Genomic DNA, 20359 nt, shown 5'->3' with positions numbered 1-20359 from the left:
CTGGAACCTTAGCCCGCGGCCCTCATTGTCAAAATCTAATGTCAACGACGACGAGGAGCACACCATGACGACCCAGACGGGACACACCGAAGCCATCGCCGCTTCGCGGGTTATCGGCACATCGGTCTACAATACGGAAGGCACTCATATCGGCGACATCGAGGACGTCATGCTCGACAAACTGTCGAACGGAATCATGTTTGCCGTGATCGGTTTTGGCGGATTTCTCGGCATCGGCGAGAAATACCACGCCATTCCGTGGGCGAGCCTAGACTATGATGAGAACAAGGGCGGCTATGTCGTGCCGTTCACTAAGGACCAGCTGATGGCCGCTCCTTCCTATTCGATCAATGAGCTGACCGGCGCCGACGGCGAGGCCGCACGTGACGCCTCATACAACTACTACAAGGTCGAGCCTTACTGGCACTGACCCTTACTGGCACTGACTAGTCTCCTGGAATCAAAAAGGCCCCCGGGAAATCGGGGGCCTTTCGATGTGGCGGGATGCTACTGCGCAGTCTGCAGGGCCGGCAAAGGCGACGATCCCTGCGGGGGTTGCTGATTGTCGCACGACGTCAGGAACGCAGCCGCGATCAGGAACAAACTCACAATACCGCTCAACTGGGACATGGCGAAACTCCTCCTGTTTCGCCCCGCGCGACAACAGCCATAAACCAGAAACCGGCATGCCGCGTATGACAAATGATGACAGCGCTTCGTGCTTCGTGAATCCCGTAGCGCGCGGGCAATATTTGCAAGTGCCCCGATTGCGTTTTGCGGCGCTTTGGCTAAGAGGTGCGCGACGCTTCAATCGATCAATCGGGGACATCGCAATGACGGCCATCATCGACATTGTCGGGCGTGAAATCCTGGACAGCCGCGGAAATCCGACCGTCGAGGTCGACGTCGTGCTCGAAAACGGCTCGATGGGTCGCGCCGCGGTGCCGTCCGGTGCCTCGACCGGCGCGCATGAGGCGGTCGAACTGCGCGATGGCGGCCCCCGCTATCTCGGCAAGGGCGTGCTGACAGCGGTCGAGGCGGTGAACGGCGAGCTGTTCGAGGCGATCGGCGGCATGGAGGCAGAGAATCAGATCCATATCGATCAGACCATGATCGAACTCGATGGTACGCCCAACAAGAGCCGGCTCGGCGCCAATGCCATCCTCGGCGTGTCGCTGGCAGTGGCCAAGGCCGCGGCCGAAGCGGCCGACCTGCCGCTCTACCGTTATGTCGGCGGCACCAAGGCCCATGTGCTGCCGGTGCCTATGATGAACATCATCAATGGCGGCGCGCATGCCGACAACCCGATCGATTTCCAGGAATTCATGATCCTGCCGATCGGCGCGCCGACGCTGCGCGACGGCGTGCGCTGGGGCTCGGAGATCTTTCATACGCTGCGAAAGAAGCTGAAGGGCGCCGGCCATAACACCAATGTCGGCGACGAGGGCGGCTTTGCCCCCAACCTGAAGAGCGCGCCGGCCGCGCTCGACTTCATCATGGAATCGATCGAGCAGGCTGGCTTCAAGCCCGGCGAGGAGGTTGCGCTAGGCCTCGACTGCGCGGCGACCGAATTCTTCAAGGATGGCAACTACGTCTATGAAGGCGAGAGGAAAACCCGCGACCCGAAGGCGCAGGCCAGATATCTGGCCAAGCTTGCTGCCGACTACCCGATCATCACCATTGAGGACGGCCTGGCGGAGGATGACTGGGACGGTTGGAAAATACTGACCGATCTCATCGGCAAGGAAACGCAGCTGGTTGGCGACGATCTGTTCGTCACCAACACGGCGCGGCTGCGCGACGGCATCCGCATGGGTGTCGCCAATTCGATCCTGGTCAAGGTCAACCAGATCGGCTCGCTTACCGAAACGCTCGACGCCGTCGAGACCGCGCACAAGGCCGGCTATACCGCGGTGATGTCGCACCGCTCGGGCGAGACCGAGGATTCGACCATCGCCGACCTCGCCGTTGCCACCAATTGCGGGCAGATCAAGACGGGTTCGCTGTCACGCTCGGATCGCATGGCCAAGTACAACCAGCTCATCCGCATCGAGGAGGAGCTCGGCAAGCAGGCGCGATATGCCGGCAAGTCCATCGTGAAAAGCTGATTTTCGAGAGAAAATCCGCGGCGGCGAGGGCGGGGACATTCCCGCCCTTTTTTGCTTCCTGGCTCTGAATCCAACAGTCTGTAACTGTCCATTAAGCACAATCGGGCGACAAAGGCGGCGTAGAGGATTCGGACCATGTGGACACGCCAGCACAAGCAAAGAAACACCGGCCGGCTGATCATCCCCTCGCTCTGCGTGGTGTTCCTGACTTATTTCGGCTTCCATGCCTATCATGGTGAGTTCGGCATCTATTCCAAGTATCAGCTCGAAGCCGAGACTGCCGAATTGCAGGGCAGGCTCGATGCCGTCAAGGCGCGCCGGATCGACCTCGAGCGCCGCGTTCAGCTGATGCATGAGGGCACGCTGGAGAAGGACATGCTGGACGAGCAGGCGCGCAAGGCACTTAATCTGTCCCACGCCGACGAGATCACCATCATGCTGCCGGTCGCAAGATAACCTGATCTCAGTTAATCAGCGATATTTGCAATGATTTTAATTGCTTAGATGCATGACAGCCATGCGTTTTCGGCATGGCGAAAGCCTTCCCTGCATGTTAGCCTGCCTCAAATCGGTGGGAGAACTGATCTCCCTCGCTGTCCGCCAAGAGACGCCAACAGGGAGTGATGCATGGCCACCGCCACCAGAAGAGCGCCTGCCAAATCCAAATCCGACGGCAAAACGCCGGGCCTTTCCACCCCAAAGCCTGTTGAGTTCACCAAGGACCAGGAGCTTGCCGCCTACCGGCACATGCTGCTCATCCGCCGCTTCGAGGAAAAGGCCGGCCAGCTTTACGGCATGGGCTTCATCGGCGGTTTCTGCCACCTCTACATCGGCCAGGAAGCGGTCGTTACCGGCATGAAGATGGCGCTGATCGATGGCGACCAGATGATCACCGCCTATCGCGACCATGGTCATATGCTGGCCATGGAGTTGTCGCCGCGCGGCGTCATGGCCGAACTGACCGGGCGCCGTAGCGGCCTTTCCAGGGGCAAGGGCGGCTCGATGCACATGTTCTCCAAGGAGAAGCATTTTTACGGCGGCCACGGCATCGTCGGCGCGCAAGTGTCGCTCGGCACCGGCATTGCCTTCGCCAACCGTTATCGCGGCAACAACAATGTGACGCTGACCTATTTCGGCGATGGCGCCGCGAACCAGGGCCAGGTCTACGAAAGCTTCAACATGGCCTCGCTGTGGAAGCTTCCGGTGATCTACATCATCGAGAACAACCGCTATGCCATGGGCACCTCGGTCTCGCGCTCGTCGGCCGAGACGGATTTCTCGCACCGCGGCGCCTCCTTCAAGATTCCAGGCATCCAGGTCGACGGCATGGATGTGCGCGCCGTGAAGGCCGCCGGCGACCTCGCCGCCGAATGGTGCCGCGCCGGCAATGGGCCGCTCATTCTCGAAATGCAGACCTATCGTTACCGCGGCCATTCGATGTCGGATCCGGCAAAATACCGCTCCAAGGAAGAAGTGCAGAAAATGCGCTCAGAACGTGACCCGATCGAGCAGGTCAAGGCGCGGCTGCTCGACAAAAAATGGGCAAGCGAGGACGAGCTCAAGGCCATCGACAAGGAAGTCCGCGACGTTGTCGCCGACGCCGCAGAATTTGCCCAGAACGACGCGGAGCCGGATCCGTCCGAGCTCTGGACCGATATCGTACTTTAACGAGAGGGCAAGGACATGCCGATCGAAATTCTCATGCCCGCCCTCTCGCCGACCATGGAAGAGGGTAACGTTTCCAAGTGGTTGAAGAAAGAGGGCGACAAGGTCGCGGCCGGTGACGCCATTGCCGAGATCGAGACCGACAAGGCAACGATGGAAGTCGAAGCCGTGGACGAAGGCACGCTTGCCAAGATCGTGGTCCCTGCCGGCACCGAAGGCGTCAAGGTCAACACCCTGATCGCTGTGCTGGCCGTCGATGGCGAAGACATTGACGAGGCAGGCGAAGGCATCGGCGAGGAGGCTATCAAGTCGCAAGCAGAAGCGCCCGCTGCCGCTCCGCCCCCCGCTGCCGCTCCGGCCAAGAGCGAAGCTGCAGCACCTGTTGCCGCCGCGCCCAGGTTGGAAATTGCCGCCGATCCGGACATCCCGGCCGGCACCGAAATGGTCTCGACCACGGTGCGTGAAGCCTTGCGCGATGCAATGGCTGAGGAAATGCGCCGCGACGGCGATGTCTTTGTCATGGGCGAGGAGGTCGCCGAGTATCAGGGCGCCTACAAGATCACGCAAGGCCTATTGCAGGAATTCGGTCCGCGGCGCGTGGTCGACACGCCGATCACCGAGCACGGCTTTGCCGGCGTTGGTGTTGGCGCGGCGATGGCCGGCCTGAAGCCGATCGTCGAATTCATGACCTTCAACTTCGCCATGCAGGCGATCGACCAGATCATCAATTCAGCCGCCAAGACGCTCTATATGTCCGGCGGCCAGATGGGCGCCCCGATCGTCTTTCGCGGCCCGAACGGCGCGGCTGCCCGCGTCGCCGCGCAGCATTCGCAATGTTATGCCGCCTGGTACAGCCATATTCCCGGCCTGAAGGTGGTAATGCCTTATACCGCCGCCGACGCCAAGGGTCTGCTCAAGGCGGCGATCCGCGACCCGAACCCGGTCATCTTCCTTGAGAACGAAATCCTTTACGGCCACTCCTTCGACGTGCCGAAGATGGACGATTTCGTGTTGCCGATCGGCAAGGCGCGCATTCACAAATCCGGCAAGGACGTGACCATCGTCTCGTTCGGCATCGGCATGACCTACGCGATCAAGGCCGAGGCGGAGTTGCGTGGCATGGGCATCGATGCCGAGGTCATCGACTTGCGCACCATCCGCCCGCTCGACTTCGACACGATCATCGCCTCGGTCAAGAAGACCAATCGCCTGGTGGTGGTCGAGGAAGGCTTTCCGCAGAACTCGGTCGGCGACCATATCGCCAACCAGGTCTCGCAGCGCGCCTTCGATTTCCTCGATGCACCGGTCATCACCATTGCCGGCAAGGACGTGCCGATGCCCTATGCGGCGAACCTCGAAAAGCTGGCGCTGCCCAATGTCGGCGAGGTCGTCGAGGCGGTCAAAGCCGTCACGTATCGCTGAGCAGGGCGGGAGGACAAAATGCCGATCAACATCACCATGCCGGCGCTTTCGCCCACGATGGAAGAAGGCAACCTTTCCAAGTGGCTGGTCAAGGAAGGCGACAAGGTCTCGCCGGGCGACGTGATTGCCGAAATCGAGACCGACAAGGCAACGATGGAAGTCGAAGCCGTCGACGAAGGCACGGTCGCCAAGCTGGTGGTTCCGGCGGGCACTGAAGGCGTCAAGGTCAATGCGCTGATCGCGGTGCTGGCGGCCGAGGGCGAGGATGCTGCTTCTGCCGCGAAAAGCGGTGACGGCACTGCGCCGGCAAAGGCGGAGGCTCCGAAAGCGGACGTCTCCAAAGCTGAAACACCAAAGCCCGAAGCGCCGAAGCAGAAGCCTGCCGCACCTGCACCTAAGGCGGAAGCGGCGCCGGCCGCCAACGGCCATGCCAACGGTGAGCGCATCTTCGCCTCGCCGCTGGCCCGGCGCATTGCCAGGGAAGCCGGCGTCGATGTGTCGGCGCTGACAGGCTCCGGCCCCCACGGCCGCGTGGTAAAGGCCGATGTCGATGCCGCAATTTCCAGTGGCGGCGCCAAGGCGGCACCAGCGGCAAAAACGGCGCCCGCCGGCGCTCCGGCACCTGCGGCCGCAGCACCCAAGGCGATGTCGGACGAGCAGGTGCTCAAACTGTTTGCCGAAGGCTCCTACGAGCTGGTCCCGCACGACAATATGCGCAAGACCATTGCGAGGCGGCTGGTCGAAGCCAAGACCACCATCCCGCATTTCTATCTGACGCTCGACTGCGAGCTCGACGCACTTCTAGCCCTGCGCACGCAGATCAATGCGGCCGCGCCGGTGAAGAAGACCGATAAGGGCGAAACGCCGGCCTACAAGCTGTCGGTCAACGACATGGTCATCAAGGCTCTTGCCATGGCGCTGATGGCGGTTCCGGATGCCAATGCGTCGTGGACAGAAAACGCCATGATCAAGCACAAGCACGCCGATGTCGGCGTTGCCGTATCGATCCCCGGCGGCCTGATCACCCCGATCATCCGGCGTGCTGACGAAAAGACGATGTCCGTCATCTCCAACGAGATGAAGGATCTTGCCGGCCGCGCCCGCACCCGCAAGCTGAAGCCGGAAGAATATCAGGGCGGCACCACGGCGGTGTCCAATCTCGGCATGTTCGGCATCAAGGATTTTTCTGCTGTCATCAACCCGCCGCATGCGACGATCCTGGCGGTCGGCGCCGGCGAACAGCGCGCAGTGGTCAAGAACGGCGAGATCAAGATCGCAACAATCATGTCGGTGACGCTGTCGACCGATCACCGCGCAGTCGACGGTGCGCTCGGCGCCGAGCTGCTCGTCGCCTTCAAGCGTATGATCGAAAATCCGATGGGCATGCTGGTCTAAGAGAGGGGAACAGGGCGGTGCGGAAATTCTTCACCAGCCTTTTTGCCTTCTTTCTTTCCGGTTTGGCCGGCGGATTGGTGGTGCAGTGGCTCGCCGTCGCCACCAATGCCGACGTGGAGTACATCCTCGTATTCATGATCTCGGCTCTCGTCACCATCTTCGCGACGCTCGCATTCTTCATCGCACAATTCATGTCGGACCCAGGACGGGCAACAAAACTGACCGCGATCATAGGGTTAGCATTTTTTGTGCTCATTGGAGTTGCCCTGATCGGCTGGACTTTCTCCCAGCCGCCGGGCAAACGCCAGTGGTCGAGCGATCTTCCCATCGTCGCCGGTCTCGTCCTGCCGGGCATCGCTACGGTTCTGGTCCAGTGGCTTTTTGTGCGCTGGCGATTGGGGCGCTCGCAACCAGGTTTCGGCGAGGCAGCCACATGAAGACGGTCCTCTGCTACGGCGATTCGCTGACCTGGGGCTATGACGCGGCAAACCTCGGCCGGCATCCGCTGGAAGATCGCTGGCCGAGCGTGCTGCAGGCGGCATTGGGCAGCGGCGTCGAGATCATCGCCGAAGGCCTGAATGGCCGAACCACCGCCTTTGACGATCACTTGGCCGGGGCGGACCGCAATGGTGCAAGGCTGTTGCCAACAATCCTGACGACGCATGCGCCGATCGACTTGATCATCATCATGCTCGGCGCCAACGATATGAAGCCGTGGATTCATGGTAATCCGGTCGCGGCCAAGCAAGGCGTGCAACGCCTGATCGATCTCGTGCGCGGTCACGATTACCCATTCGATTGGCCGGCGCCGCAGATCCTGATCGTCGCGCCGCCCGTAGTCAGCCGCACGGAAAACGCCGAATTCAAGGAAATGTTCGCCGGCGGCGATGACGCGTCAAAGCGGCTGGCGCCGCAATATTCCGCCCTTGCCGACGAGGCCGGCTGCGGCTTCTTCGATGCCGGCACGGTGGCCAAAACCACGCCGCTCGACGGCGTCCACCTCGACGCAGAAAACACGCGGAACGTCGGGCAAGCGCTGGCGCCGCTCGTGCGCATCATGTTGGAATTGTGAAGGAGAAAGCCGTGGCTGAGAACTACGACGTCATCATCATCGGCTCCGGCCCCGGCGGCTATGTCACTGCAGTGCGTTCGGCCCAGCTTGGCTTCAAGACGGCGATCGTCGAGCGCGAGCACCTTGGCGGCATCTGCCTCAACTGGGGCTGCATTCCGACCAAGGCGCTGCTGCGCTCCGCCGAGATCATGCACTATTCGGATCATCTGAAGGATTACGGCCTGAAGATCGATGGCAAGGTCAGCGTCGACACAGCCGCCGTCGTCGATCGCTCGCGAAAGGTCTCGCTGCGGCTCAACGGCGGCGTCGGCTTCCTGATGAAGAAGAACAAGGTCGACGTCATCTGGGGCGAAGCCAAGCTGACCAAACCTGGCGAGATCGTCGTGTCGAAATCGTCGAAGAAGCCGATGGAGCCGCAGCCACCGGCGCCCAAGGGCGTCAAGGGCGAGGGCACCTATAGCGCCAAGCACATCATCCTGGCGACCGGCGCCAGGCCGCGCGCATTGCCCGGCATCGAGCCGGACGGCAAGCTGATCTGGACCTATTTCGAGGCGATGGTGCCAAAAGAGATGCCGAAATCGTTGCTGGTGATGGGCTCTGGCGCCATCGGCATCGAGTTCGCCTCTTTCTACCGCACTATGGGCGCGGAGGTGACGGTGGTCGAACTGCTGCCAGCCGTGATGCCGGTCGAGGACGCCGAAGTTTCGAAATTCGCGCAAAAGCAATTCGAAAAGCAGGGCATGAAGATCATCCTCGAAGCCAAGGTGACCAAGGTCGAGAAGGGTGCTAGCTCGGTCACTGCGCATGTCGAGATGAGGGACGGCAAGGTCGAGAAGATCACTGCCGACCGCATGATCTCGGCCGTCGGCGTGCAAGGCAACATCGAGAATCTCGGGCTCGAGGCGCTCGGCGTGAAGACGGAACGCGGTTGTGTCGTCGTCGACGGCTACGGCAAGACCAACGTGCCCGGCATCTATGCCATCGGCGATGTCGCCGGACCGCCGATGCTCGCCCACAAGGCCGAGCACGAGGGCGTGGTGTGCGTGGAAAAGATCGCCAATTTCCCCGGCGTGCATGCCACCGACAAGCTGAAGATCCCAGGCTGCACCTATTGCAATCCGCAAGTCGCCTCGGTCGGACTGACGGAAGCCAAAGCGAAAGCCGACGGCAAGGACATCCGCGTCGGCCGCTTCCAGTTCGCCGCAAACGGCAAGGCGATTGCGCTCGGCGAGGACCAAGGCTTCGTCAAGACCATTTTCGACAAGAAGACCGGCCAGTTGCTGGGTGCCCACATGGTCGGCGCAGAAGTAACCGAACTGATCCAGGGCTTCGTCGTGGCGATGAACCTGGAGACCACCGAGGAAGAGCTGATGCACACGATCTTCCCGCACCCGACGCTGTCGGAGATGATGAAGGAGAGTGTACTCGACGCCTATGGTCGCGCACTGAATGCATGATAAATTAGTTGGGCGAGTCTCACAGGAAGACACAAAGGAACTCGACGGCAGAGCAATTCGTTTCGCAGGCATCCGATCATACAAGGAGAGGGCATATGGAAATGAACGGCGTGGGCTGGGTAGCAGCCATCATCATCGGCGGCTTGGCGGGGTGGCTCGCCGAGATGGTCATGAAGAGCAATACCGGCATCCTCATGAACATCATTCTCGGCATTGTCGGCGCAATCGTGTTGAACGCCATCTTGCAGGCCCTGAACATCGGCATCTTCGGCGTCGGCTGGATCGCCTATCTGATCACCGGCTTCATCGGCGCCTGCATTCTGATTGCGGTCGGACGACTGGTGCGCCGCTAACCTCTGTCGGCACTTGCTATGCGAAAACGGCCACCGCGGCATGCGCGATCGCGGCCTTTTTCTTTTCGCCGAAAAGTCCTAGATGACGTGGGTAGAGCAAGCGCCGGACAAGCGCTTGCCAATGAGCCGGGTTTCACATGGTCACCATCCTCGACACGATTGCCAATGCGCCGCGCCTGCGGCATCCCGAAAAGGCGCACAAGCCGGATCAGGACGTGCTGCGCAAGCCTGACTGGATCCGCGTCAAGGCGCCGATGTCGAAAGGCTACGCCGAGACGCGCGAAATCGTGAAGTCTCACAAACTGGTGACGGTTTGCGAAGAGGCCGGCTGCCCCAATATCGGCGAGTGTTGGGAAAAGAAGCACGCCACCTTCATGATCATGGGCGAGATCTGCACGCGGGCGTGCGCCTTCTGCAATGTCGCCACCGGCATACCGACCGCACTCGATCCCGATGAGCCGGCGCGTGTCGCACATGCCGTCAAGCAGATGGGCTTAAGCCATGTCGTCATCACCTCAGTCGACCGCGACGATCTGGCCGACGGCGGGGCCCAGCATTTTGCCGATGTCATCCGTGCGATCAGGGCAGCGACCCCGTCGACTACGATCGAAATCCTGACACCCGATTTCCTGCGCAAGGACGGTGCGCTGGAGATCGTCGTGGCGGCCAGGCCGGATGTTTTCAACCATAATCTCGAGACCGTGCCGTCTAACTATCTGACGGTTCGGCCGGGGGCGCGCTATTTCCACTCCATCAGGCTCTTGCAGCGGGTCAAGGAGCTTGACCCCTCGATCTTCACCAAGTCCGGCATCATGGTTGGCCTTGGCGAGGAGCGGAACGAAATCCTGCAGCTGATGGACGATCTGCGTTCGGCCAATGTCGATTTCATGACCATCGGCCAATATCTGCAGCCTTCGAAGAAACACCATCCGGTGATCCGCTTCGTCACGCCTGAGGAATTCAAGTCCTTCGAGACGATCGGCAGGACCAAGGGCTTCCTGCTGGTGGCGTCGAGCCCGCTGACGCGCTCGTCGCACCACGCCGGCGACGATTTCGCCAGGTTGCGCGCGGCGCGCGAAGCGTTTCTCAAAAAGTCCGCCTAACACCCCGGTTTTATGCCACAATTCGAAGCCCATCGCCGCGTTGCGCATACGCCGGAGCAGATGTTCGCTCTGGTCGCCGATGTCGAATCTTATCCGCAATTCCTGCCGCTTTGCGAGGCACTGACGGTTCGCTCACGCAAGGAACGCGACGGACGCACCTTGCTCATCGCCGACATGAGCATCGGCTACAAGGCGATCTGCGAGAATTTCACCACGCAGGTGCTGCTGAAGCCGGAAGAGAACGCCATCGATGTCAAATACATTGACGGCCCTTTCAAATATCTGAGCAATGTCTGGCGCTTCGACCCGGCGGACGGCAGCGGTTGCAACGTCTGCTTCTTTATCGACTACGAGTTCAAGAGCCGCATTTTGGGTGCGCTGATGGGAACCATGTTCGACCGCGCCTTCCGCATGTTCTCCGAGGCGTTCGAGAAACGGGCCGAAATCATCTACGGCGCGCCATCGGCAGCCTGATCCGCAGCGAGCGCGCGCAGACCCAGCTCAAGCGCATGCCGGACCGTCTCCCGGCGGATGAAATCACGGCCCTTGTCGGCGAACAGCTGGCATTCGCTGACTGCCGGCCGCCCAGCCACGGCAACGCCGAACCAGACCAGGCCGATAGGTTTTTCCGCAGAGCCGCCGTCCGGTCCGGCGATGCCGGTCACCGCCAGGGCGAGCCCGGCCGGCGAATGGGCCAAGGCTCCGGCCGCCATCTCCACCACAGTCTCGCGCGAGACCGCGCCGTGCGCCTCGAGCGTAGCGGCCGAGACGCCGAGCATCTCGGTCTTGGCCTGGTTGGAATAGGTGATGAAGCCGCGATCGACCACCGCGGAAGAGCCAGCGATATCGGTCAGCGCGGCGATGATCATGCCGCCGGTGCAGCTCTCGGCCGTCACCAGCATGATGCCGCGCTGCTGGCAGGCCTGAAGCAGGGCATCTGCTAGATCGCTATTGCTCATTCAGGGACATCCCCTGGAAATACAACGCTGGCGGTCGCGATGGCCGCTATGCCTTCCTCACGGCCGACGAAGCCGAGCTTCTCATTGGTTGTCGCCTTGATAGAGATGCGGTCGCGCGAAATTCGCAGCATTGCCGAAAGCGCTTCGGTCATGGCCTCGCGATGAGCGCCGACGCGCGGCGCCTCGCAGATCAGCGTGATATCGGCGTTGGCGATGCGCCCGCCGCGCGCGCGCACCAGCTTGGCCGCGTGTTCGACGAAGATGCGTGAAGCGGCCCCTTTCCATTGCGGGTCGGATGGCGGGAAATGCGTCCCGATGTCACCGGCCCCGCAGGTGGCGAGCAGGGCGTCGGTCAAGGCGTGCAGGCCGACATCCGCATCCGAATGGCCGGATAACTTCCTGTCGTGCGGAATGGCGACGCCGCACAGGGTGACATGGTCGCCGGGCTCGAACGCATGGACGTCATAGCCATTGCCGGTTCGGATGTCGGGAAAACGTGATGCGCTGGTAAGCCGCTGATCCGCCATTGCAATATCCCGTGCCCAGGTCAGTTTGACATTGTCCGGCGAGCCGGGAACGATCTTCACCGGAATATGCGCCCATTCGGCGATTGCCGCATCGTCGGTGAAATTCGCTTTGCCCAGGTGATGAGCCTTTTCGTGCGCAGCCAGTATCGGCCAGAACGGAAAGCCCTGCGGTGTCTGTGCGGCATGAAGCCCGGCCCTGGACACGGTTTCGCCGATCATGCCTTCGGCCGTTTCGCGCTTGAGCGTATCGGCAACGGGCAAGGCAGGCAGTGCTCCCTGGCGCTCGCCAATGGCGGCGATCGTGCGGTCTATCAGTTCCGCGTCGACAAACGGCCGAGCCGCATCATGGATCAGGACGCGGCCCGGCGCATGGCTTCTCAACGCCAGCAGTCCAAGGCGGACGGACTCCTGCCGTGACGTGCCGCCGGTCACAGCGACGACACGGTCGGCATTTGCGCCGGCGGCGCGACGGAAGAGCGTGCCATCATCGGCATGGATAGCAACGACGACAGGTCCAATCTTCGGATGCGTCAGAAAGGCGTCGAGCGTGCGTGCAATAACGGCGCCGCCGCCAATCTGCTGATACTGCTTCGGCCCATTGGCATGTCCGGCGCGCGCGCCGCGGCCGGCAGCAACGATGACCACGGCGACCTTGTCGTCCGCGGCTTGCTTTTCGCTCACATCTCTCATGCCGAGACGCTTAGCGCATGATCCCGAAAAGTGGTATCGCTTTCGGAAGACCTAGGGATTGATGCGGTCCGGCGGTCCTTTTTTCCCAAATGCGCCTTAATGTCACGACATTGCGCGTTGCACATTGCCGTCGTTCTGGCTAGAGAATGTGCAGCAATCGAAGGTGCTTGGTTTTTGTGCATGCCTGATGTGACCAAATTGGCTTCGCCGCTGGATGTGGGTGGCGTGAGAATCCGCAATCGCGTGTTTCTCGCGCCGATGTCGGGCATCACCGACGAGCCGTTCCGGCAGCGCGCCCATGCCCATGGCGCCGGGCTGGTTGTATCGGAAATGGTGGCGAGCGGTGAGCTCGCAAAGGGCAGGGCTGGCTCGGGCCTGCGCATCCGTCATTCCGGGCTGCCTGTCCACATGGTCCAGCTTGCCGGCCGCGAGGCGGCGCACATGGCCGAGGGCGCGCGAATCGCGGCCGGCGAGGGTGCCGACATCATCGACATCAACATGGGCTGTCCGGCCAAGAAGGTGACGGGCGGCTATGCCGGTTCAGCACTGATGCGAGACCTCGACCACGCGCTGTCGCTGATCGAAGCGGTGATCGGCGCGGTCGACGTGCCGGTCACGGTCAAAATGCGGCTCGGTTGGGACGAAGGTGCGCTCAACGCGCCGATGCTGGCGCGACGCGCCGAGCAGGCCGGGGTGAAAATGGTTACGGTGCACGGCCGCACGCGTTGCCAGTTCTATCAGGGCAAAGCCGACTGGCGTGCCATCGCACGCGTCAAGCAGGCCGTCTCGATCCCGGTGGTTGCCAATGGTGATGTCGGCTGGCCGGCAGAGGCTGCGTCGATCCTCGATCAGTCCGGCGCCGACGCGGTGATGATCGGCCGTGCGCACTATGGCGCGCCGTGGACTGCCGGCAGCATTGTAGCGGCCGCGCTGGCCGAGCCGGTATCCGGCATGCCGGACAGCCCGCAAGCGCTGAGCGACTACGTCATTGCCCATTACGAAGACATGCTGACGCTATATGGCGTGGAAAGCGGATTGCGCCAGGCGCGCAAGCATCTCGGCTGGTATCTCGACCGCCACGCCGCCACAAGCGACGACCGGCGCAAGGCCATACTCACGTCTTTCGAGCCTGGGCATGTCATTGCCTTGCTGCGCGACATGTTCTCAAGCGCTCCCGAAGCGGCGAACCTGCGGAGTGCGGCATGAACGCTACCGTCACACAGAGCACGGATATGGCGGACGCCGCGCATATTGTGCTCAACACCATTCGTCGGCCGGTAATCATGGTCGATCCACAAGGCTTCATCACCTTCGCCAATGCCGATGCCGAGGATTTTTTCCGCTCGAGCGCCACGATGCTCGCCCGCAACACGCTGCACAAGCTCATTCCTTTCGGCAGTCCGCTGCTAACGCTTGTCGACCAGGTGCGCGAGCGCCGGGCGCCGGTCAACGAATACCGGGTGGACGTGTCGTCGCCACGTCTCGGCATCGAGAAGGTAGTCGACCTCTACGTCGCACCGGTGACTGAATTTCCAGGCTCGGTCGTGGTGATGTTCCAGGAACGCTCAATGGCCGACAAGATCGACCGGCAGATGACGCATCGCGGCGCGGCACGCTCGGTTACCGGCCTTGCCGCGATGCTTGCCCATGAGATCAAGAACCCGCTGTCCGGCATTCGGGGTGCCGCGCAGCTGCTTGAACTGTCGGCGTCTGACGAGGATCGCGCACTGACCAGGCTGATCACCGACGAGACCGACCGCATTGTCTCGCTGGTCGACCGCATGGAGGTATTTTCGGACGAGCGGCCGATCGACCGTTATCCCGTCAACATCCATGTCGTGCTCGACCATGTCAAGGCAATCGCCAAGAACGGTTTTGCCAAGCGGATCAAGATATTGGAGGACTATGATCCATCATTGCCTCCGGTTTTTGCCAATCGCGACCAGCTCATCCAGGTGTTCCTCAATCTGGTAAAAAATGCCGCCGAGGCGATCGGCAGCGATCCACAGGGCGAAATCATGCTGTCGACAGCCTTCCGCCCGGGCATTCGCGTTTCCGTACCCGGGACTCAGGACCGCGTGTCGCTGCCATTGGAATTCTGCGTACGCGACAACGGTTCGGGTGTCTCCGAGGATATCCTGCCGATCCTGTTCGATCCTTTCATCACCACCAAGCCGAACGGCTCCGGTCTCGGTCTGGCGCTGGTCGCAAAGATCGTCGGCGAGCATGGCGGCATCATTGAATGCGAATCGACCCCGCGCGGGACCACCTTCCGCATCCTGATGCCGGCGTGGAAAGAAACCCAGTTTGGCACCGACGACGACGGTGAAGGAGACCGCAAATGACCGTTCGCGGCAATATTCTAGTCGCCGACGACGATGCGGCCATCCGCACTGTCCTCAACCAGGCGCTTTCGCGCGTTGGCCACGACGTGCGTGTCACCTCCAACGCTTCGACGCTGTGGCGCTGGGTTGCGGCGGGCGAGGGCGATCTGGTTATCACCGACGTTGTCATGCCTGACGAGAACGCCTTCGACATGCTACCGCGCATCAAGAAGGCGCGACCGGAACTGCCGGTCATCGTCATGAGTGCGCAGAACACGTTCATGACAGCAATCCGGGCCTCCGAAACCGGGGCCTACGAGTACCTGCCGAAACCGTTCGACCTGACCGAGCTGCTCAACATCGTCAACCGCGCACTTTCCGAGCCGCGGCGGCCGAAGATCGATACGCGGGCCGACGAGCCGCCGGAAACGATGCCGCTGGTCGGCCGCTCGGCCGCCATGCAGGACATCTACCGCATGCTGGCGCGCATGATGCAGACCGACCTGACGGTCATGATCAGCGGAGAGTCGGGTACCGGAAAGGAACTGGTGGCGCGCGCGCTGCATGAGTACGGCCGCCGCCGGGGCGGTCCCTTCGTCGCCATCAACATGGCAGCGATCCCGCGCGACCTGATCGAATCGGAGTTATTCGGGCACGAGAAGGGCGCCTTTACCGGCGCGCAGAACCGCTCGACCGGCCGTTTCGAGCAAGCCGAAGGCGGCACGCTCTTCCTCGACGAGATCGGCGACATGCCGATGGAAGCGCAGACGCGGCTGCTGCGTGTGTTGCAGCAGGGCGAATACACTACGGTCGGCGGCCGCACGCCGATCAAGACCGACGTGCGCATCGTCGCTGCCACCAACAAGGACCTACGCACGCTGATCAATCAGGGGCTTTTCCGGGAGGATCTGTTCTACCGCTTGAACGTTGTGCCGCTCAGGCTGCCGGCGCTGCGCGAGCGATCGGAGGACATTCCGGACCTCGTCCGGCACTTCTTCAAGCTCGGCGCCAGTGAAGGCCTGCAGACCAAGCGCATCTCGACCGGCGGCATCGAGCTGATGAAGCGCTATCCATGGCCGGGTAACGTGCGCGAACTCGAAAACCTCATCCGCAGGCTGGCTGCGCTGTATTCGCAGGACGAGATTTCCGCCGAGATCATCGAGGCGGAGTTGAAGACCGGCGAAAGGCCTGTCGTTCCAGGTGGTGGCAACCTCATTCCCGACGACCTTTCCATCGGCCAGGCGGTGGAGCATTTCCTGCAACGCTATTTTGCCTCGTTTGCCGGCGATTTGCCACCGGCCGGCCTCTATCAGCGAATCCTCTCCGAGGTCGAATATCCGCTCGTCCTCGCCTCAATGACCGCAACGCGCGGTAACCAGATCAAGGCTGCCGAACTGCTGGGGCTCAACCGCAACACGCTGCGCAAGAAGATCCGCGAACTCGGCGTCAACGTCTATAAATCGTCCAGGCAGGTCTAGACGAATCCCTTTACGAGCGCTTTCCAGGGGATCGATTGCCGAAAGATTTCCGTCTCGGCCACACTTGTTGCATAATCGCCACAATGCGTTGCATACATCCGACGCAATCACTGGCTCTAGACGGCGACATGGCCCTGCACGCACCGACACTGAGCAAACCGCTTTTCAGCAATACGGGCGCGAGAGACGGTCGCCGGCTGCTTGCGCTGCCCGGCGTGATCGCCGTTGCCGGTGCGCTGGTGACGGCGGCCATCTCCTTCGCCATTCTGGTTGGCGCGACGCCGATCACGCCCGACGCGAGGACGACGCTGGCGCTGATTGCGCTTAATGCGGCGTTCGTCCTGTTTCTGATCTTGCTGGTCGGCCGCGAGGTGCATCGCATCCTGATGGCACGCCGGCACGGCAAGGCTGCGTCGCGCCTGCATGTGCGCATCGTGGCGATGTTTGCGCTGGTCGCCGCCATCCCCGCGATCATGGTGGCGATCATCGCCTCGATCACGCTCGACATCGGCCTCGACCGCTGGTTCGAGATCCGCACCAAGACGATCGTCAATTCGTCGTTGTCGATCGCCGACGCCTATGTGCAGGAAAACGCGCGAAATCTTCAGGGCACGACGTTGTCGATGGCTTATGACCTCGACGCTTCGCGCACGCTCTACGGCCTCGATCGTACCGGTTTCCTCGACCTCATGAACAAGGAGGCGGTGGGACGCTCGCTGGCGCACGCTGCACTCATCAAGCCCGACGGTTCCTTCGTCATGAGCGCCAAGACCGACGCGGACTTTGCCATGCCGGAGCCGCCGGAGGGCGCCGTGGCAAGCGCTGCCGGCGGGAAGCCAGTGCTGATAGAACCGCGCACCCGCAACATCATGGGTGCCATCGTCAAGCTGCGCGAGATCGACGGGCTCTATCTCTACACCATCCGCCTCGTCGATCCCGAGGTGATCAAGGCACGGCAGATCGTCAAATCCAACACCGCCGAATATCGCGGTCTCGAAGACAATCGCCGCACCTCGCAAGTGGCTTTCGCGCTTCCCTATCTGTCGCTGACGCTGATCATCATCCTGTCCGCCATCTGGACTGGCATTGCGGTGGCCGACCGCCTGGTGCGGCCGATTCGTCAGCTCATCGGCGCGGCCGATGAGGTCGCTACCGGCAATCTCGACGTAGCCGTGCCTGTCCGCCCCTCCGATGGCGATGTCGCCTCGCTCGGCGACACATTCAACAAGATGCTGATGGAGTTGAAATCGCAGCGCAACGAGATCCTGTCGGCCAAGGATCTGATCGATGAACGGCGGCGCTTTTCGGAGGCGGTGCTTGCCGGCGTCACCGCCGGGGTCATCGGCGTCGATCCATATGGCATCGTCACTATTGTCAACCGTTCGGCCGAAACGATGCTGGCCATATCCGCCACGGCAGCGCTTGGGCAGAACCTTTCCGCCGTGCTGCCGCATGTCGGGCGCGTCTTCGAGATCGGCCGCAAGTCGGGCAAGCCGGTCTATCGCGAACAGGTCACCTTCTATCGTGCCGGCACTGAACGGACCTTCAACGTGCAGATCACCATCGAAGCCGGCGACGACGGTTCGGAGGATAAATCCTACGTCGTGACGGTCGACGACATTACCGATCTGGTCCAGGCACAGCGTTCCTCCGCATGGGCCGACGTGGCGCGGCGCATTGCCCACGAGATCAAGAACCCGCTGACGCCTATCCAGCTTTCGGCCGAGCGCATCAAGCGACGGTACGGCAAGGTCATCACCGAGGACCGTGAGGTTTTCGATCAATGCACCGACACCATCATCCGGCAAGTGGAGGACATCGGACGCATGGTCGACGAGTTCTCGGCGTTCGCCCGCATGCCGAAACCGGAAATGAAGGCCATCGACCTGCGCGATTCGTTGCGCGAAGCCTCGTTCCTGGTCGAAGTGAGCCGGGCTGACATCACCTTCGAGCGCGTCTTCGGCAACGAGCCGCTCAAAGGCACGTTCGACAGCCGGCTGATGGCGCAAGCTTTCGGCAACGTCATCAAGAATGCTGCCGAAGCCATCGACGGACTTGATGCAGAGGATCGTCCGCACGGCATAATCCGGATTCAAGCCGGGCGTCAGAATGGCGCGATTCGAATCGACGTCATCGACAACGGCAGGGGCTTGCCGCGCGAGAACCGGCAGCGCTTGCTCGAGCCTTACATGACGACACGCGAGAAAGGCACCGGGCTTGGCCTCGCTATCGTCAAGAAGATCGTGGAGGACCATGGCGGGCGACTCGAATTGCACGATGCACCAGCGGACTTCCACGATGGGCGGGGTGCAATGATCAGCATCATCCTGCCGGTTGCCGCCACCGTTCCGATACGCGGCGAGGGCAAGACGGAACACGAAAAAGAAACTGAAAAGGTCGGTAATGGCTTCTGATATTCTCATCGTCGATGACGAGGAAGACATCCGCGAACTCGTCGCCGGTATCCTGAGCGACGAAGGTCACGAAACACGCACGGCGTTTGATGCCGACAGCGCACTGGCGGCGGTCGCCGACCGGGCACCCAGACTGATCTTCCTCGACATCTGGCTGCAGGGCTCGCGGCTCGATGGTCTGGCTTTGCTAGACGAGATCAAGACGATGCACCCGAATCTGCCGGTGGTGATGATCTCGGGCCACGGCAATATCGAAACGGCAGTCTCGGCCATCCGCCGCGGCGCCTATGATTTCATCGAAAAGCCTTTCAAGGCCGACAGGCTGATCCTCATTGCCGAGCGGGCGCTCGAAACCTCCAAATTGAGACGCGAGGTTTCGGACCTCAAGCTGCGCAGCGGCGAGACTTTCGACCTCATCGGCATGTCGTCGGCAATGAGCCAATTGCGCCAGACCATCGAGCGCGTCGCGCCGACCAACAGCCGCGTCATGATCATTGGCCCCTCCGGCTCGGGCAAGGAACTGGCCGCGCGCGCCATCCACGCGCTCTCAGCGCGCAAGAGTGCACCGTTTGTGACGCTGAGCGCCGCCAACATCACCCCGGAGCGTATGGAGATCGAGCTGTTCGGCACCGAATCGAACGGCGTCGAACGCAAGGTCGGTGCGCTGGAGGAGGCCCATCGCGGCATTCTCTACATCGATGAAGTGGCCGACATGCCGCGCGAGACGCAGAACAAGATCCTGCGCGTGCTAGTCGAACAGCAGTTCGAGCGGGTAGGGGGCACCAAGCGGGTCAAGGTCGACGTGCGCATCATCTCGTCGACCTCGCAGAACCTGGAAGCCATGATCGCCGACGGCCGTTTCCGCGAGGACCTTTATCACCGCCTGGCCGTGGTTCCGGTTATGGTGCCGGGACTGGCCGAGCGTCGCGAGGACATTCCTTATCTGGTCGACAATTTCATGAAGCAGATCGCTCGCCAGGCCGGCATCAAGCCGCGCCGCATCGGCGACGACGCGCTGGCGGTGCTGCAGGCGCACAACTGGCCGGGCAACGTTCGGCAGTTGCGAAACAATGTCGAGCGTCTGATGATCCTGGCGCGCGGCGACAATGTCGATGCGCCGATCACCGCTGACCTCTTGCCTGCCGAGATCGGCGACGTCATGCCGCGCACTCCAAACAAGTCCGATCAGCACATAATGGCGCTGCCGCTGCGGGAAGCGCGCGAACAATTCGAGAAGGACTATCTGATCGCCCAGATCAACCGTTTTGGCGGCAACATCTCGAAGACAGCAGAGTTTATCGGCATGGAACGCTCTGCATTGCACCGCAAGCTGAAGTCGCTGGGCGTCTGACAGCCAAACCAGTCGTGGCCCACGCAATTATCGGTTACGGC

General features: G+C 61.7%; 19 protein-coding genes. 17 read left to right on the top strand and 2 right to left on the bottom strand.

Annotation, left to right across the window (positions count from 1 at the left end; all coding sequences use genetic code 11):
• Positions 1 to 64 precede the first annotated feature (64 nt).
• The 12 genes from NKI19_RS23205 to NKI19_RS23150 all read left to right on the top strand — a co-directional run bounded on the left by NKI19_RS23205 (position 65) and on the right by NKI19_RS23150 (position 11049).
• Positions 65 to 430: a PRC-barrel domain-containing protein gene (locus NKI19_RS23205; protein WP_023675091.1), complete on the top strand. Its 366-nt coding sequence runs from the start codon at positions 65 to 67 to the stop codon at positions 428 to 430.
• 403 nt (positions 431 to 833) lie between these two features.
• On the top strand, positions 834 to 2108 hold the full coding sequence (gene eno / locus NKI19_RS23200) for a phosphopyruvate hydratase (protein WP_352491369.1): 1275 nt from the start codon (positions 834 to 836) through the stop codon (positions 2106 to 2108).
• A 135-nt stretch (positions 2109 to 2243) separates the two neighbouring features.
• The gene (locus NKI19_RS23195) at positions 2244 to 2564 is read left to right on the top strand and encodes an FtsB family cell division protein (RefSeq protein WP_292655325.1); all 321 of its coding nucleotides are present in this window, start codon (positions 2244 to 2246) and stop codon (positions 2562 to 2564) included.
• Positions 2565 to 2735: 171 nt separating this feature from the next.
• Entirely contained in the window at positions 2736 to 3776 is a 1041-nt protein-coding gene (gene pdhA / locus NKI19_RS23190) for a pyruvate dehydrogenase (acetyl-transferring) E1 component subunit alpha (RefSeq protein ID WP_352491368.1), read from the top strand.
• Between the two features lie 15 nt (positions 3777 to 3791).
• Positions 3792 to 5195: a pyruvate dehydrogenase complex E1 component subunit beta gene (locus tag NKI19_RS23185; RefSeq protein WP_352491367.1), complete on the top strand. Its 1404-nt coding sequence runs from the start codon at positions 3792 to 3794 to the stop codon at positions 5193 to 5195.
• An 18-nt stretch (positions 5196 to 5213) separates the two neighbouring features.
• The gene (locus tag NKI19_RS23180; protein ID WP_352491366.1) at positions 5214 to 6590 is read left to right on the top strand and encodes a pyruvate dehydrogenase complex dihydrolipoamide acetyltransferase; all 1377 of its coding nucleotides are present in this window, start codon (positions 5214 to 5216) and stop codon (positions 6588 to 6590) included.
• Between the two features lie 17 nt (positions 6591 to 6607).
• Complete coding sequence (locus NKI19_RS23175) at positions 6608 to 7027, top strand: hypothetical protein (RefSeq protein ID WP_352491365.1); 420 nt, start codon at positions 6608 to 6610, stop codon at positions 7025 to 7027.
• On the top strand, positions 7024 to 7662 hold the full coding sequence (locus NKI19_RS23170; RefSeq protein ID WP_352491364.1) for an SGNH/GDSL hydrolase family protein: 639 nt from the start codon (positions 7024 to 7026) through the stop codon (positions 7660 to 7662). Before NKI19_RS23175 ends, NKI19_RS23170 begins: the two co-directional genes overlap by 4 nt.
• 11 nt (positions 7663 to 7673) lie before the next feature.
• Positions 7674 to 9119 carry a dihydrolipoyl dehydrogenase gene (lpdA, locus tag NKI19_RS23165; RefSeq protein WP_352491363.1) on the top strand — a complete coding sequence of 482 codons (1446 nt, stop codon included), beginning with the start codon at positions 7674 to 7676 and terminating at the stop codon, positions 9117 to 9119.
• A 95-nt stretch (positions 9120 to 9214) separates the two neighbouring features.
• On the top strand, positions 9215 to 9472 hold the full coding sequence (locus tag NKI19_RS23160) for a GlsB/YeaQ/YmgE family stress response membrane protein (RefSeq protein WP_292655302.1): 258 nt from the start codon (positions 9215 to 9217) through the stop codon (positions 9470 to 9472).
• Positions 9473 to 9609: 137 nt separating this feature from the next.
• The gene (gene lipA / locus NKI19_RS23155; protein ID WP_352491362.1) at positions 9610 to 10575 is read left to right on the top strand and encodes a lipoyl synthase; all 966 of its coding nucleotides are present in this window, start codon (positions 9610 to 9612) and stop codon (positions 10573 to 10575) included.
• A 12-nt stretch (positions 10576 to 10587) separates the two neighbouring features.
• The gene (locus tag NKI19_RS23150) at positions 10588 to 11049 is read left to right on the top strand and encodes a type II toxin-antitoxin system RatA family toxin (protein ID WP_352566217.1); all 462 of its coding nucleotides are present in this window, start codon (positions 10588 to 10590) and stop codon (positions 11047 to 11049) included.
• On the opposite strand, the gene NKI19_RS23145 is transcribed toward NKI19_RS23150, so the two are convergent.
• Both NKI19_RS23145 and NKI19_RS23140 read right to left on the bottom strand, forming a co-directional pair.
• Positions 11025 to 11534: a CinA family protein gene (locus NKI19_RS23145; RefSeq protein ID WP_352491360.1), complete on the bottom strand. Its 510-nt coding sequence runs from the start codon at positions 11532 to 11534 to the stop codon at positions 11025 to 11027. The two genes, NKI19_RS23150 and NKI19_RS23145, sit on opposite strands and share 25 nt — an antisense overlap.
• Positions 11531 to 12751, bottom strand: a complete 1221-nt coding sequence (locus NKI19_RS23140) for a bifunctional 2-C-methyl-D-erythritol 4-phosphate cytidylyltransferase/2-C-methyl-D-erythritol 2,4-cyclodiphosphate synthase (RefSeq protein ID WP_352491359.1) — start codon at positions 12749 to 12751, stop codon at positions 11531 to 11533. Before NKI19_RS23140 ends, NKI19_RS23145 begins: the two co-directional genes overlap by 4 nt.
• A 180-nt stretch (positions 12752 to 12931) precedes the next feature.
• On the opposite strand from NKI19_RS23140, the gene dusB reads away from it, so the two are divergent.
• The 5 genes from dusB (at position 12932) to ntrX (ending at position 20318) form a co-directional block, all read left to right on the top strand.
• Positions 12932 to 13957, top strand: coding sequence for a tRNA dihydrouridine synthase DusB (gene dusB / locus NKI19_RS23135; protein WP_352491358.1), 1026 nt, complete (start codon positions 12932 to 12934; stop codon positions 13955 to 13957).
• Positions 13954 to 15096 carry a two-component system sensor histidine kinase NtrB gene (locus NKI19_RS23130; protein WP_023675075.1) on the top strand — a complete coding sequence of 381 codons (1143 nt, stop codon included), beginning with the start codon at positions 13954 to 13956 and terminating at the stop codon, positions 15094 to 15096. Before dusB ends, NKI19_RS23130 begins: the two co-directional genes overlap by 4 nt.
• Positions 15093 to 16553, top strand: coding sequence for a nitrogen regulation protein NR(I) (ntrC, locus tag NKI19_RS23125; protein ID WP_023675074.1), 1461 nt, complete (start codon positions 15093 to 15095; stop codon positions 16551 to 16553). Before NKI19_RS23130 ends, ntrC begins: the two co-directional genes overlap by 4 nt.
• A 128-nt stretch (positions 16554 to 16681) precedes the next feature.
• Entirely contained in the window at positions 16682 to 18967 is a 2286-nt protein-coding gene (locus NKI19_RS23120) for a sensor histidine kinase NtrY-like (RefSeq protein ID WP_352491357.1), read from the top strand.
• Positions 18957 to 20318 (top strand): nitrogen assimilation response regulator NtrX, encoded by a 1362-nt coding sequence (gene ntrX / locus NKI19_RS23115; RefSeq protein WP_352491356.1) that lies wholly within the window; start codon positions 18957 to 18959, stop codon positions 20316 to 20318. The genes NKI19_RS23120 and ntrX overlap by 11 nt, the downstream gene beginning before the upstream one ends.
• Positions 20319 to 20359: the final 41 nt, after the last annotated feature.

This window comes from Mesorhizobium sp. M0751 (genome assembly GCF_040320265.1).
GTDB lineage: Bacteria > Pseudomonadota > Alphaproteobacteria > Rhizobiales > Rhizobiaceae > Mesorhizobium.
Note: the sequence above shows the minus strand (reverse complement) of the source record. Positions and strands in the feature narration are given on the sequence as shown.

What these genes read in the sequence shown, in the direction of transcription:
- NKI19_RS23170 (WP_352491364.1), top strand. Translation starts at nt 7,024, where the DNA reads ATGAAGACGGTCCTCTGCTACGGCGATTCGCTGACCTGGGGCTATGAC.
- NKI19_RS23205 (WP_023675091.1), top strand. Translation starts at nt 65, where the DNA reads ATGACGACCCAGACGGGACACACCGAAGCCATCGCCGCTTCGCGGGTT.
- NKI19_RS23145 (WP_352491360.1), bottom strand. Translation starts at nt 11,534, where the DNA reads ATGAGCAATAGCGATCTAGCAGATGCCCTGCTTCAGGCCTGCCAGCAG.
- NKI19_RS23150 (WP_352566217.1), top strand. Translation starts at nt 10,588, where the DNA reads ATGCCACAATTCGAAGCCCATCGCCGCGTTGCGCATACGCCGGAGCAG.
- NKI19_RS23140 (WP_352491359.1), bottom strand. Translation starts at nt 12,751, where the DNA reads ATGAGAGATGTGAGCGAAAAGCAAGCCGCGGACGACAAGGTCGCCGTG.
- NKI19_RS23185 (WP_352491367.1), top strand. Translation starts at nt 3,792, where the DNA reads ATGCCGATCGAAATTCTCATGCCCGCCCTCTCGCCGACCATGGAAGAG.
- NKI19_RS23130 (WP_023675075.1), top strand. Translation starts at nt 13,954, where the DNA reads ATGAACGCTACCGTCACACAGAGCACGGATATGGCGGACGCCGCGCAT.
- lipA (WP_352491362.1), top strand. Translation starts at nt 9,610, where the DNA reads ATGGTCACCATCCTCGACACGATTGCCAATGCGCCGCGCCTGCGGCAT.
- eno (WP_352491369.1), top strand. Translation starts at nt 834, where the DNA reads ATGACGGCCATCATCGACATTGTCGGGCGTGAAATCCTGGACAGCCGC.
- NKI19_RS23120 (WP_352491357.1), top strand. Translation starts at nt 16,682, where the DNA reads ATGGCCCTGCACGCACCGACACTGAGCAAACCGCTTTTCAGCAATACG.
- ntrC (WP_023675074.1), top strand. Translation starts at nt 15,093, where the DNA reads ATGACCGTTCGCGGCAATATTCTAGTCGCCGACGACGATGCGGCCATC.
- NKI19_RS23160 (WP_292655302.1), top strand. Translation starts at nt 9,215, where the DNA reads ATGGAAATGAACGGCGTGGGCTGGGTAGCAGCCATCATCATCGGCGGC.
- dusB (WP_352491358.1), top strand. Translation starts at nt 12,932, where the DNA reads ATGCCTGATGTGACCAAATTGGCTTCGCCGCTGGATGTGGGTGGCGTG.
- NKI19_RS23195 (WP_292655325.1), top strand. Translation starts at nt 2,244, where the DNA reads ATGTGGACACGCCAGCACAAGCAAAGAAACACCGGCCGGCTGATCATC.
- ntrX (WP_352491356.1), top strand. Translation starts at nt 18,957, where the DNA reads ATGGCTTCTGATATTCTCATCGTCGATGACGAGGAAGACATCCGCGAA.
- NKI19_RS23180 (WP_352491366.1), top strand. Translation starts at nt 5,214, where the DNA reads ATGCCGATCAACATCACCATGCCGGCGCTTTCGCCCACGATGGAAGAA.
- pdhA (WP_352491368.1), top strand. Translation starts at nt 2,736, where the DNA reads ATGGCCACCGCCACCAGAAGAGCGCCTGCCAAATCCAAATCCGACGGC.